Annotated in this window: 15 protein-coding genes; 2 read left to right on the plus strand and 13 right to left on the minus strand. The window is 41.2% G+C overall.

All coding sequences use genetic code 11. The annotated features are described in order from the left end of the window. Positions 1–33: 33 nt before the first annotated feature. Positions 34–333 carry a hypothetical protein gene (locus QT397_09735; protein WNZ57600.1) on the minus strand — a complete coding sequence of 100 codons (300 nt, stop codon included), beginning with the start codon at positions 331–333 and terminating at the stop codon, positions 34–36. A 1,254-nt stretch (positions 334–1,587) separates the two neighbouring features. Between QT397_09735 and csrA the strand changes: the two genes are divergently transcribed. After that, complete coding sequence (csrA, locus tag QT397_09740) at positions 1,588–1,776, plus strand: carbon storage regulator CsrA (GenBank protein ID WNZ57601.1); 189 nt, start codon at positions 1,588–1,590, stop codon at positions 1,774–1,776. 712 nt (positions 1,777–2,488) lie between these two features. On the opposite strand, the gene QT397_09745 is transcribed toward csrA, so the two are convergent. The 12 genes from QT397_09745 to QT397_09800 all read right to left on the minus strand — a co-directional run bounded on the left by QT397_09745 (position 2,489) and on the right by QT397_09800 (position 11,298). Then, positions 2,489–2,908 carry a hypothetical protein gene (locus QT397_09745; GenBank protein WNZ57602.1) on the minus strand — a complete coding sequence of 140 codons (420 nt, stop codon included), beginning with the start codon at positions 2,906–2,908 and terminating at the stop codon, positions 2,489–2,491. Positions 2,909–2,983: 75 nt separating this feature from the next. Further along, positions 2,984–3,817, minus strand: coding sequence for a signal peptidase I (lepB, locus tag QT397_09750; protein WNZ57603.1), 834 nt, complete (start codon positions 3,815–3,817; stop codon positions 2,984–2,986). Between the two features lie 1,100 nt (positions 3,818–4,917). Next, a complete protein-coding gene (locus tag QT397_09755; protein WNZ57604.1) occupies positions 4,918–5,688 on the minus strand; it encodes an alpha/beta hydrolase in 771 nt (256 codons plus the stop codon). Between the two features lie 807 nt (positions 5,689–6,495). Continuing rightward, positions 6,496–6,801: a hypothetical protein gene (locus QT397_09760; protein ID WNZ57605.1), complete on the minus strand. Its 306-nt coding sequence runs from the start codon at positions 6,799–6,801 to the stop codon at positions 6,496–6,498. After that, positions 6,798–7,262 (minus strand): hypothetical protein, encoded by a 465-nt coding sequence (locus QT397_09765; GenBank protein ID WNZ57606.1) that lies wholly within the window; start codon positions 7,260–7,262, stop codon positions 6,798–6,800. Before QT397_09765 ends, QT397_09760 begins: the two co-directional genes overlap by 4 nt. Before the next feature lie 537 nt (positions 7,263–7,799). Beyond that, positions 7,800–8,045, minus strand: coding sequence for a VF530 family protein (locus tag QT397_09770; protein ID WNZ57607.1), 246 nt, complete (start codon positions 8,043–8,045; stop codon positions 7,800–7,802). A gap of 137 nt (positions 8,046–8,182) precedes the next feature. Then, positions 8,183–8,500, minus strand: coding sequence for a hypothetical protein (locus QT397_09775; GenBank protein WNZ57608.1), 318 nt, complete (start codon positions 8,498–8,500; stop codon positions 8,183–8,185). A gap of 124 nt (positions 8,501–8,624) precedes the next feature. After that, complete coding sequence (locus tag QT397_09780; GenBank protein ID WNZ57609.1) at positions 8,625–8,960, minus strand: hypothetical protein; 336 nt, start codon at positions 8,958–8,960, stop codon at positions 8,625–8,627. A gap of 94 nt (positions 8,961–9,054) precedes the next feature. Continuing rightward, positions 9,055–9,435: a hypothetical protein gene (locus QT397_09785; GenBank protein WNZ57610.1), complete on the minus strand. Its 381-nt coding sequence runs from the start codon at positions 9,433–9,435 to the stop codon at positions 9,055–9,057. Between the two features lie 88 nt (positions 9,436–9,523). Continuing rightward, on the minus strand, positions 9,524–9,955 hold the full coding sequence (locus tag QT397_09790) for an MAPEG family protein (protein ID WNZ57611.1): 432 nt from the start codon (positions 9,953–9,955) through the stop codon (positions 9,524–9,526). A gap of 537 nt (positions 9,956–10,492) precedes the next feature. Further along, entirely contained in the window at positions 10,493–10,864 is a 372-nt protein-coding gene (locus tag QT397_09795) for a VOC family protein (protein ID WNZ57612.1), read from the minus strand. Positions 10,865–10,974: 110 nt separating this feature from the next. Continuing rightward, positions 10,975–11,298, minus strand: coding sequence for a hypothetical protein (locus QT397_09800; protein WNZ57613.1), 324 nt, complete (start codon positions 11,296–11,298; stop codon positions 10,975–10,977). A 1,790-nt stretch (positions 11,299–13,088) separates the two neighbouring features. Here QT397_09800 and QT397_09805 point away from each other — a divergent pair. Further along, the gene (locus tag QT397_09805; GenBank protein WNZ57614.1) at positions 13,089–13,484 is read left to right on the plus strand and encodes a hypothetical protein; all 396 of its coding nucleotides are present in this window, start codon (positions 13,089–13,091) and stop codon (positions 13,482–13,484) included. Positions 13,485–13,494 lie beyond the last annotated feature (10 nt).

Below are 13,494 nucleotides of genomic sequence, written 5' to 3' on the forward strand. Positions count from 1 at the left end.
TCTTATTTCTGTCAGGAATTCTCTCGCTACCCATTAATTCCCCCCGCTTGCGGTCAAGTAAAATAGGAATAAAGCTGCAGCGAAATATAGGGGGACACGAATAATGCCTGCAATTCTATTTGGGCCCCACTCATCTTTAGCTATGGCTGTCTTGAACTCATTTAGAGTGAAATAACAAAATGCGCAGCCAAGTAAAAAGGAGCCTGCCCGAGTATTGAAAATGGACAGATTTAGCATCTCAGGATTCAAAAACCGGATAGCCAGCAAGCCAAGCATTGCCAGTAGGGTGGTGAGGATAATAAATTCATTAATTCCAAATGCCTTCTTGCTCATAAAATACGATATTCCAATTAGTGCGGGCTTACCGGTTTGTTAAAGTAGTGCATGTCCTCGCAAGCTTGTATGGTTGCTCTCATCCGAACTTGATCTTAACGCCCCCACCGCGAGGGGATAGATAGGGCCCCACCTTGGGAGCCAATTCTAGACCAAACAAAGGATCAATTGCAGTCTAATTCCCATACTAACCAACACACTTGGCGGTAGTAATGGAAGCTAGCAGTGGACAGGCGTACCCTACACAGACAAGCCAGGGATTCCATAGGTATTTATATCGGCTCGCCGCACCTGGATAAGCGGCACTAGATTGGTGTCGTCAATTGATAGGAGCGCTAGTTCCAAACCGTTGCTTTATATCTCAATTACTCTGCAATCCCACCCCTAGCGAGTTCAATCGATGCGCGTATATTTCGATTGGGGTTCACTTTCTGAGATACACTACGAACATTTAGAATTTATAGCTTCACCCTTTGAGTGAAGTGAATTCTTTGGGGGTGTCGCATCAAGAAGTCCAATCCCTAAAGGGTTATAAAATAACGCCATCACTATTCCTAATAGGATGGTTACCTAAAATCCACTGGAATATATTAAAAATACCTAAGCAATTTTGGCTGTAAGCAGAAGGTGACTTGTGGTAAGTAGCAGTATTAAAGATCTAATCTTTTGAGTTCTTTCGAGTGAGCTTAATGGAAGCACCAGCATAAATGGTTAATTTTATGTGTGACTCAGATTATTCAAAGCGCTAAGTAAAAAAATATAGGCACAAAAATAATCTTATTGGATTTTATTAAGTTTGTTTTAGTGTCAAAGCTGCGTAAAATCAATGGATACTTAATGATATTTTGGTCAGCGTTGAGCTGCCTTTTAAAAATATAGCTACCAAAGAAGTTTAACCAAGTCAATAATTTTCTAAAAATCAGCCCCTCAAAGGAGGGCGGTATTGTGACGTAAAAGCAAGTAAAAGGCGCTGACCCGAGGTGGTGCAACACCAGGGGCCAGCTAACCAAATTGATACACACACTATCAAAATGGCTATATGGATCATACGCTAGAAACCCGCTCGTCTTCAATAAACTGGAGTATATTGAGCAGTTTGGAGAGGTTCTCCAAGCTCTGGGAGCGTAGTGCCCGCCTTTTCTTCTTCTATGCCTACCGTTCTCGTGCACCCCCTCATATTTCCTCAAAAAGTTACTTGCAAAGCCTTCCATTAGGGGTGGTCTACAAATGGTTTGAGTCTTAGAGGAAACAAATATGTTGATCTTAAAGCGCCGGACGGGTCAAAACTTAAGGATTGGAGCAAATGTCTCAATTACCGTATTGGAAGTTAAAGGTAATCAAGTGAAGATAGGCATACTTGCTCCCAAATCCCTGCCTGTTCACCGTGAAGAAATATATATACGTGTACAAAAGGAGCGGGCACTTGGAAGAGGAGATCGTTGATAGCCCCGCTGTTGCTACGGATGTCCCAAAGCATCCGTGTCAAAACCATGGTGAGGTAGCGGTTTTGATATTGGGTGCCTTTGCTAGCGACCCCCTACTTGCTGGATGTAATCAATGAGTAAATGTTGAATTCACCTACCAATATGTCATGTCATAGATGTCCAATTTATGGGCGCCCAAGATCGTTCCAACTGAAATTAAGAGCTGCTCGACAGTATTGTTGAGTAGAGATTCATTATTGAGAGGGAGCTGCCCATGTCTGACCCGCACGATAGGTGGTGTGGGGGATGGTAGCTAGAAACTACCGGACACCCGAGTTATGTTTTTTAGCTCTTTCATAAAGACTGAAGACTATTAGATAACCTAGAGCCTGGATTACCCATACTTCAAAACCTAGAATAGTGTTGCCTATATCCAATAGCTCTTGAATGCCAAGATATATTGATACTGGCCACCAACACACAATCGCTATGGCAAATTCGATTTTATAGTACCATTTCAAATATTCATCACCATCACTTGCCATCCCAGCGTGCAGGAAAAATAGATACCCGACTATAGATACGATGACTATGAATATACTTCGCTTAACCCATTTCATTTGAGTGCCTAGGTAAACATACGCTTTGATTTTATCTGCACGTTAGCGCGTCTTGTTGAGCTATACTTTTCATGGTTTAATCGAACAAGACAAACTTGTTAAGTATCTCGATTAGTGTTTGTAATTTGACCATTTGATAGTTGTATTTCTAATAACATTACATGATTTTAGTTTTACCTTTTTAAATTCAAGTTTAGTATTAATCTTGTCCTTAGCGCTTAGAGTAATCATAGTTCTGTTATTAGACCATATCATGCCAGTATTCTGAAAAAGATAAGCCTTATCATCTAAGGTTATTAATTCTGCGGTAACACATCCTTCAGGGTACTTTCTATCAGCTATTTCACGTGCCTCAAGGATAGCAGAAGCATTGATCTCACTAGATGTATCAATTTTTAGATTTGCCCCCATAGTAACCACATTTAAATTTTGGGCTGGGATAAGTACTACTGGATTGTCATTAACTGTAATTGGATTTTGATTTAGTTGTATTGTTGCACCAAAAAATATTATTTTTAGAAAGGTTGACACGGATTTATCCTGTATACACAACGCTAAAATAACCGACGGCTCTAAGCCGTCGCGCTTGATTGTTTTATTAGGCCTTTACTTGAAGATATGCACGACCTCTCCAATTATGCGATCGCCGGTAACATAGCCCCAAAACCTGCTATCTGCTGAGTTGTCTCGGTTGTCACCCATAAAGAAATAGCTTTCCTCAGGTACTACAATTTCCTCCATATCACTAGCTGGACGCATTTTCATTCGTTGAATCAAATACGTGATACCATTCAATTGCTGCTCATAGACTGCTAGATGATCTGTTTCGTATAGAAGATTTGTGATTAATAAAGAGCCATTAATAGTAATGTCATTGCCTTTGATAGCAATCCTATCACCAGGTAAAGCGATCAATCTCTTGATAAAAGGAGTGTCCTTATGAGGTGGATAGAACGCATACAATTTCCCTCTCCGCATTAGATCTGTTGAAGTTATATTCCCGTTGGTTAAAGAAGCACCATACGTTCCATATGTGCGATAGCCTAACTTCTGAACAACGATGTAGTTTCCGTTATCTATTGTTGGTTGCATTGATGCGGAAGGAAAAAGAAAAGGCTCGTATAGGAAAGACCTAAATAGAAAGACTGTTGAAAAAAACGTAATATAGATGGTAGGGATGCCCCACCACTTGGAGTACCAACCCCGCTCACTAGAACTCTCAAATTTCTTTACAACAAAATACGCATGTATTGGGCAGATTAATGAAAAAATGGCCGTAAATAGAGTTTGATACTTCCAATCAAGTATAGAAACAATACAAGAAAGAAGGACATAGAGCCAAAACAGTTTTGGCCTATTTAAGTATAGAAATGTGAACGCTTGTAGGACTACACCTAACAGTACTGCAATCCATGTCTTCGGTTTCCAATTGATATTCAAACTTTCTCCTTAGTTCCGTAGGTCTAATGCCACCAGCGGTGGTTTTTGTTCCAATGTCTTAGCTTGTTAACAGCTGATGCGACGAATATCGCCATCAGCTGCGATTGATTCAAATAGCGAATCTAGTGGCTCATACATGTGCCACCGATCCACTGACCAAATCTGGAGACGGATTCCTAGCCAGTTCTTCCATCATTTTTGCAGCATATATTTCGCCTAGTAAATGAATACTAACAGTGCCTAGAACAATATATATCGAAACACAGATGCGGCTGTCTCTTTTACTCATGTTGCCTCGGGTTATAGGGAACGTCTAGAGCCCTGCGTCAAAACCAAAGTTAAGTGGCGTTTTTGATCTCGGGTACCTTTACTTGGTACGCCCAGCATGGGCGTGAACTAATGAGGTGGAAGCCTCCTGTATAAGGATCACCGTTTAATGGGTTCCATTAAATGCTAACTATTAGCGAATGGCAACTGCAGGACGTGAGGTTTTGTGGGAGGAAGTTGCCAGCAAATCTACGAGCTGACGAACGGAAACATCCTAAAAGGCTGAGCCTGTAGGTTGGGGGGATAAAAGACACCGAAGCCGGATGATCTAGCGGGCAAAGTCAATGATACAGTTGAGTATATAAAGTTTACGTTCTTATCTGGGGAAATCTGTTTAGCTTGCTGCTGTGAAACTGTCAGTGTGGCCGCTGACTCATAAGTAGGCCCAACCCGCTAGCCGCCATTGCGGGGTTAAAAAAAGGTGGTGGAACACGGCAGCGTCTCGGTCAGAAATGAATAGATTGATTAAATAGAAGTCAGCTGACGGCATAGTAGCCAAGTGCCAAGATTTACACCTTGAACAGAGTGAAGGCCTGAACCTAAACTCCACGAATTAAAAGACCGGATTTTCCTACCGATATGTTTCCAGTCAGATAAAGTTGAGGATGGGCACTGTTATGGCACTCAACTTAGATGAGTATCTGCTCGACGCTATCGTTGGGTAGAGATTCAGCGGATAGGGAACCGGCCATTGCGGACCGGCACGATGGGTAGCGTGGGGCAGATAGCTAGAAACTACCGGCTACCCGATTTAACTGCATGCCACAAAATATTTAAATATTATTTGTATCGTTTACGGTTTCTTCAAGCATCTCTGAAAATTCTTTGGGCTTGGCCCGATAAATCACATGATCACCATTAAATGTACGAATTGTCCATTTCCGCTCTACTGCCCGATGCCAAGAGGGATCTTTAGCTCTATCGGCTTTCGACACCCCCTCAGGAATAAAAGCTACATAAGTGACATTGAGTTTTTTGGCCAGAGGATTCTTATACGATACAGGTTCCGTAAGTGTTTTTAATGGCTGCGTAACATCTCGTGGAAATTCGGAATTAACATCAATCCATGAGAAGTGAACTTGACCATTTACCACTTTATGTTCCGCAGGTATTGGCTGCCCCTCCATCATTGACATGCCATCCTCAGGTACTTTCGCGTCTAAAAATGTAACATGATGAATTCGCTCTGGAATACGATCGATAACTCCGGTGATTACCATGCCACCATAGCTATGGCCTACAAGTACCACATTTTTCAATTTTTCAAAAATAATCAGGTTAACGATATCGTTGATATGTGTAGTTAAGTTAATATCAGGAGAGGAAAGATGATGCCTCTCACCTAACCCCGTCAGTGTTGGCCTGTAGACGGTATGACCTTTAGCGCTAAGATGTTTACCAACCTCTTTCCAGTCCCATCCACCGCCTGTAGCACCATGTACCAAAACAAAGGTGTGATAATCTTTTTTTGTATCAACTTCTTCAGCAACAGTTTCAAATGTCGCAAATATTAAGAATATTACTAATGAGAATATAGTTTTCAATGAAATCCCTCTTTTTGTATTCTTGATTTTCCACTTGCAAGTAAAATTGCTAATAAAGCAGTTAACGCCTCAAGCTGCAGAGCGAAGCTTCCGATAGCCTTGACTTGGTACGCCCGCCCAGTATGGGCGTGAACTAATGGAGTGAAAGCCCCATATAGGAAGATCACCATTTAATGGGCTTCATTAAATGCTAACTACTAGCGAATGGCAACTGCAACACCGTGACTTTTGTGGGAAGGAAGCCGCTAGTAAGACTACGGACTGAAGAATATAAGTATCCTATAAGGCTTAGCCTGGAGGGGAGGTGGCCAAGGACACCGAAGCATTGTGATCTAATGTGTAGAGTAAATGATGCAGTTGTTTGGTGAAGTTCACGTTCTTATCTAGAGAGATCTGTTAAGCCTGCTGCTGTGAAGCTGTCAGTGTGGCCGCTAGTTCAAAAGTAGACCCAACCCGCTAGCCACCTTCGAGGGTATAGACAAAAAGCAGTGAAACACAGTAGCTCCTCAATCAGCATTGACCACGATGATTAAATAGAAGTTAGCTGACGGCATAGTAGCTAAGTGCCAAGATTAATACCTTGGACAGAGTTAAGGCCTGAACCTAAACTCTACGAGTTGAAAGAGTGGGCTAGCCTTCCAGTCGGATAAAGTTGAGGTAGGATACCGCCATTATGCTTAGCTCAAATGAAGAGCTGCTCGACACTATCGTTGGGTAGAGATTCATTACGGATAGGGAACCACTCATTGCGGACCCGCATGATGGGTGGTGTGGGAACCGGTAGCAAAAAGCTACCGGTTATCCGATTTAAGATTGGTCCGTAGCTCTTTCCCATTCATCTGCATAGCCACTTGAGCGTAGATATGAACGTAGGGAGTTCATTATGTATTCGTTCCAAGCCTCAAGATCTTTATGGCCACAAACTAATCTTTCTTCCTCTATATCCTCTACAGATAAGTCAACCATAGACCAGAAGAATTTTGCTAAATGAAACGCCTCGTCTCTATCAGAAACCATACCTTTAGAAATTATAAGGCTTGTTTTTTGATCGTCGAGGACGTTTGCGTAGTGAAGAATAATATCTTTTTCTTCTTCGAACCTATATTTGATCATAGAGCGTCTTGTGCCTCCCTAATAACCGACATTCTGTCAGCAAGCCAAATGAGCTTTTGATGTAATTGGGCTGTGGTCATTTTTCGAGTGACCGTCAAGAAATAATGCTGTTTATCCCTCTCGTCAGCGATAAATTCAAGTCCTTCTGGTAAATCACATTTTTCTATTACCCAAAATACATCGACTGGGCTACCTTTGGCATGTTTCTTTTTTAGTTTGTACTGATCCTTTAAGTGCTGCCAATGAGCCGAAAACGATAGCCCCATTTGAGAATGCGGTATAACCCATTGCTTACACTGTGAAAAAAGGTAATCTTTCTCTCGAATATTGTTGTATGTTTTACCTTGTTTATCATCCATATACAGAGTCGGATGCTCACCTCTTTGTGTTGGTCGTGCAAAAAAAGCATCATAACTTTTAATGTACTCTCGAATATCTTGAATTATCCGAAACTGTTCCATATTCACATTCCATGTCTAAAATCTTAACGTTGCCAGCACACGCAGTGTGCGATCGTACCTGTGTTTGGTACGCTCAGCATAGGTGTGGACTAATCGGGTAATAGCCTCCCTGTATGAGGGTCACCATTATATGGGTTTCATTAAATGCTAACTACTAGCGAATGGCAACTGCGACACCGTGAGGTCTTGTGGGGAGGGAGCCGCTAGCAAAACTACGAGCTGACGAACAGAAACATCATATAAGGCTTAGCCTGGAGGGGAGGCGGCCAAGGACACCGAAGCTGCGTGATCTAACGGGTAGGGTAAGTAATGCAGTTGTTTAGTGAAAGTTTACGTTCTTATCTGGGGAGATCTGTTTAACTTGCTGCCGTGAAGCTGTCAGCGTGGCCGCTGATTCATAAATAGGACCAGCTAGCCGCTATTGCGGATTGGCACGATGGGTAGCGTGGGAGCTGGTAGCTAAAACTACCGGCTACCCGATTTATGCGCCTGTCCCTGCCTTGTCACAGCGACATCTATGTAGTGACCAAATAGTGCTTATTTACGATTAGCCCACGGAGAGTTATTTTCAAAAGTTGAGATATACAGATCCTCGACTTTATCTCGTGCCCACTGGGTTTTGCGTAAAAACTTGAGCGAAGACTTAATTGATGGGTCGCTCTTAAAGCAATTGATATTGATCCTATCTGCCAAACCATCCCAGCCATAATGCTCCTGCAAACGTGTAACAACTTTCTCAAGAGTAATACCGTGTAGCGGATTATTTGGTTGATCTTTACTCATTTTTCAATTAATACTCTATGTTTAATGGCGCATAATGCTGTGAACATGGGCTGATGAAGTTGGCACCTAATCGCAAATAAAATTAGGTGACAGGCTTGCAAGTCCTTTCCCTTAACTTATTATGTGTTTAAAGCCCTTTAATAATTATAATTGATATACATAATAAATGTGGATATAAGTAATATAGTGATAAATTGTTTGAATCTTTGATTACTTCGTTTTGTTAACTTTTGAGTAAAGGTGGTATCTGTTTCGATAGCATCTTTTAATAGAATGTTTGAGCTAGATTGCAATAGTTCACCTATCTTGTCAGCTTCCTCTGGGCTAATTTCAGCCTTCGATGACATTTCAGATATCCTCTGGTGAATCGATGAGAGCTCATTGTATTCAGCCTTGTTGATTTTACCTGACTGAAAAAACTCTTCCTGCTTTTCTCTCAGTGTAGTTACATCCACAATTCTTCCTTACCTATAACGCCTTGCACAAGTGCCGCTGGAATGGAGCCGCTTTGTGCTAGCGTAGCGTACAGCACAAAGCGAACGGAGTATAGGTGGTGGGATGCAGCAACTTGTTAAAAGCTCACTGGGACCAGTAACCCAATATATGGTATTTGCCAGACTCTTCAGGTTTTAAACGAATGCCGAGAGCTTTAAAGCCAGGGCAGGTAATGAGAGCATGATTGGTAGCGCTACCATCACCTATTGGTTGTTTGGCATCACCTTCGAGAATGTTGAGGGTGCATAACGAGCTAATGCTTTGCCGCTTATTGAATTCTGACTGTGTTCTGTTTCCGACGTGAACAAAGCTATCTGTACTCCCTGATTCTAATAGAGATCTGACCGCTGTTGAAAATGTCTGATATGATAAGGCACTAGAGGATAGAGCAAACAAAATAAATGCTGCGATAGTTTTCATAACTATTAACGCCTTATACGATAGGCTAGTGGAACGACGTGCAGCGAGTCCAGTCTGTATCCTTTGTGGGCGATTGTGCCACAATTTGTAAGTACTATTTAACAGCATTGATCTGAACTACCGTGACATTAGCAATGCGACCACCGCGCCACCAAGTCCCTTTTGTACCAATCTTAAGCCTTTTATGGTGATACTCACGGCGCTCTTCAATTAATATCCACATATTGGCAAAGCCTTCATTAGGAATATTACCTGGAGTAGTATCTCTTATGACTCTGCCATCTTCATCAAGAATCTCTGGCCAGATCATGTGTATACCTTCAACTTGCGGATCATCCCCGTCATATAGAAAATCCACTCTCATTCCTTGACCCGGCTTGGCATTTTTATTCTCTTCAGATAAGTCTATCTTGTACCTGACTACAAAATCCGGCTTTCTTCCACATCTTTCTTCATAAGGTATATGTTCTTTCATATATTGTGTTAACGCGAAGTTGTGGGGCTCCGTAGGCGTCCCTAGCAGTTTGCTGCCGAACGCCGACGTTTTGTGATACCTACTGGTTTTATTGCATAAATGTGGTTCGCAAAGCGCTCACTGTTAAGGCTATTAATGGAATGTTTGATAGAGCAAATATTAAAAACCTGATTTCAATTTTGTTGAAAGTTGCTTGCACAATACTATGAATTACTCGAATAGCGACATAGGTCCATGCCAGAATAAAATTTATGCCATCTCCTGCGCCAAGGACTGCAAGTGATATTGCCAAAGCATAGAAAATAGTTGGTTGCTCCATGAGATGATTATAATTATCAGCTTTCCAACGAACATGGGGAGGTAGGGTTGACATTTGCTCTCCGCGAGGAGCATTCGGATCAAGCTTTAATTTAGCTTTCTTCACTGCAGGCAATCGTGTTGCGTACATCCACAACCACATAACCATTGACCAAGCTATCAAGGCAATTACAGGCTGAATTATTTGGGTACTTTCAATCATTCGTTGATTCCTTTTTATTATTTACTGATGTTAGAGAGCTGAACAGAGCATAATGACCACAACAGGAGCAGCTGGAGTGTTGGTCGTCCTGCGTAAGGCTGCAAGCCTGGAATATACTGATCGGCCTTACTTTCATGGCTACTTTTTCGGTGGAACTCTTGTCGATACAGCTTGGATTTCATTCTCGAAATATGTTCTCGGATCGGTATCATTCAAAAATATAAAAGATTCGGGTTTAATACCAGACTCAATAGCACGGGATTCTTCACGCGAGAGAATTAGAGACTTTTTAGGGGCCACCCATATCTCCTTATAAGTTCCTTCATAGGTTTCAAGATACCACTTACCTCTCTGTGGATCTCCTTTTTTAAAGGGGTTGTCTTGAGGGGAATTCTTTGTTTCCTTAGAATATTTGAACCAATTTTTATCTAAATCTAGTTCTAGAATGCAACCTCTCGTAGCAACATTTCCGTCTACAAGAATATACGTCCAATAGGCCCGGTCAGCATTGATCGACTAATGTGCTTGGTATGTATTTTACTCATTAATTACACAAAACCCATTACCAAAAGGATCTGAGCAATATGCAATAGTACCCCAGTCACCTCTTTCTCCTCCTTCATGCTTTCCGCCTAGTTTAACAATTCGCTTAACTATTTCATCTACGTTTTCAGTTAGAAAGTCAATATGAACGGGGGTCCAATGACGAGAATAATTTCGCTCAGCTGTCTCGGTGGGGGCTGCTGCTGATCGAGCCTCTTTCTCTTGTAGATAAATATCACAGTTCTCTACTGAAATTACTGACATCCCAGCTTGATCCCTTAGCTTTTTACAACCAAGAGCTTTAATATAAAAATCCTCAGCTTGTTTAATGTTAGAAACATCAATACTTATAGAGAGCTTTATCAAAATATATTCTCTTTTATTGATTTATGATAAATGACGGCTACAACAGGGACGACCAGCACATAACTGCTTGTGCTTGCTAGGCTGATGCACTCTAAACGGATCAGAAAAAGTTACGCCTCTACTTTAAATAAAATTGGAATTCTATGCAGTCCTTCACTTGGATTTGGCAGCCATGTAGATAGGTAAAAATTTGAATGCTTTGCCAAGCATTCTGCATAAGCGCGTAATTCTTCAGGATTAATGTCCTCTGGTTTAGTATCAATCAATGTGCCATTCTTCGCAATAGTGAGAGCGATTACAAAGCTGCCTTCAATATTTCGCTCTCCTAAATACTCCACATGAGGCGTGCAAAAACCGATCGAAGTAGCTGTAGCAGTGGAGATCTCTGTTAAGAGGATAGCCAGCAACATTACTTTAAATATATTGTGAATCATCAAATATGTCCAACGCTTTGCTAATGAGCAGCCGAAGTAACGCGCAGGCTATCCTGTGGAGGCCGAGCTTTTCGTGGTCGGAACGAAATTGAGAAACTTGTTATCATCTTTTACCACGTAACTTTGCCCTTAACGCTCGTACACCTACAGGCTTTAAAGCACAGTACTTTGCAAACAGTAACTCGCTCAGAAACGGGACTATGATAAGTACTATACCGAACACAACCCAACTCTTACTGGCCAAACCCAATATAATAGCCAGCATTGGAATAGTGGCGCCTATAAATGCGAGTACCCATTTTGACAACGAAGTGTACTCGTACTGAAAGAAGCGCTTTTCACAGTGCATGCGGTTTGAAAAAGACAGCATTCTGACTTTTACCGCTTGCTTTCCATATTGTGGGCACTTTCTTATCATGGCTTATAACGCCAAGCTTCGTGACTGCTGTGAAGCGGATGCGTATCAGCGGCTCCAGCCACGGTAGTGCCGAACAAGAGTGCTTTGCTATGCATTTTCCGGTCAATCAGAAAAAAATCCCCATTCAATATCTGCTGCATTTAGGCAAAAACTCCAATTACTTCTCGGCAGTCTTTTGTAATCAAAGCCAATAATAGGCAATGGATATTCAAGCAAGTCTTCTCCATCAGTTAAATCCTGCTCATATCGTTCTTGAATATTAGAAAATTTAAAGGATTTTCATTCTTTATGATTATATGCAGGAGAAATAGTGATAATCGAGGTTTTGCCGTTTTTTTCTCACGATACAAGATCATGAGCTACATTACCTCCTAATGCAACTTTTTCGACTTTTGATAGCACTAACGCGTTGCTCAGTTGCGGCCTGAATGGAGCTTGCATTGTACTAATGTTTTCTAGCACAATACAAATGGAGTGTAGGATGTCAATTGTAGCAATTCGTTATGGCATTTTTGACGGACGGGGGAATTGGAATTCTAACTTAGCTAAATGCATGTTTGTGCGAATTTTCTGAACATATGTTCCCAAGTGATTTCCAGGATTGTAAGGAATATAAATTCCCTTTGTATTTGCGAAGAATATCAGATTGGCGGAATGTGGATGGCATTATGGCGCCATTGCAGATTTAATATACGCCTCTAGATACTTATCTCCGGCCGTATATCTCTATTTAACAAAAATTCAACTATTAAGTAAAAATATCTTTGAATAACTTGGTTATAGAAAAAACTACAATCTATCTGTTTTGTGGAGGTGGTCTTGAGGCGCTTATTCCTGGTGGTTGTGGATCATTTCTTTTTTAAAACTCTTTGAAATTCAATAAATATTTTGTAGAGCGTTAGCGTCCAAGGATAAACGCCTTAAGGCATTTACCTTGTGGGAGGGGTAATACTTAAGTGTCAATCTTGGCTGAAAAATTCAAATCTAAGTGCTATGAGCTGTAATTAAATGGCTGCAGATTTTCTTTGCGTTTTCATGACTATCGACATTGAATTTAGAATAGTGTTTACTAGATTCTCCATGGGCGATTTCAGAAAAGTTTTGAAGTGAAGAGCCAAGCTCTTTCATTGGCCGCCTATGGTTTAAATATTTTTTTCTGTAGTATTTTTAATTAACAGGTTTGTTCAAGCGCCAATTATTTTTAAGTTTCTGTCAGTATCTATAAAGCAAAAACTGATCGGGAGGGCTTTAGTATTTGGCACTTAAATTGCCTTTTATCTTAAAAAAACTTTCTGCCGTATTAAGAGGGCTTTTTGTTAAAAAATGGGCAAGCCTGTGGCTGTATATATCATAAACATTAATGGGAACTAACATGGCTACAAACACTTACATCTATAAATCCTACGCAGATGGTGAGTCAGACAGCGATACTTTGTGGGGGCAAGTACAAAATAGCCTTAATAGCTTAAGCCAGAATGGCCGCGATTCGGTAAAAATCGCAAGTTCAAACGAACATGGCGGCAATTGCCGGAGTGTCATTATTTACACAGACGACGCGGCACCCGCTGGCTCAGTTGACACATTGTCACAGACTTGGAATTACAAAACCTTCAACGATTCAGACGGATATAGCACAATGTATCAAAATGCCGTCAATTTTCTGAATGAAACCCTTAATTCCGTACAGGCATACTACTCACGACTGTCTATGATCGACGCCAAGAGTCACTCAGCACACCTCGTTGTTTGGTACCGTGAAGGTGCATAAACAGTATTAT

Source organism: Microbulbifer sp. MKSA007 (assembly GCA_032615215.1).
Classification (GTDB): Bacteria; Pseudomonadota; Gammaproteobacteria; order Pseudomonadales; family Cellvibrionaceae; genus Microbulbifer.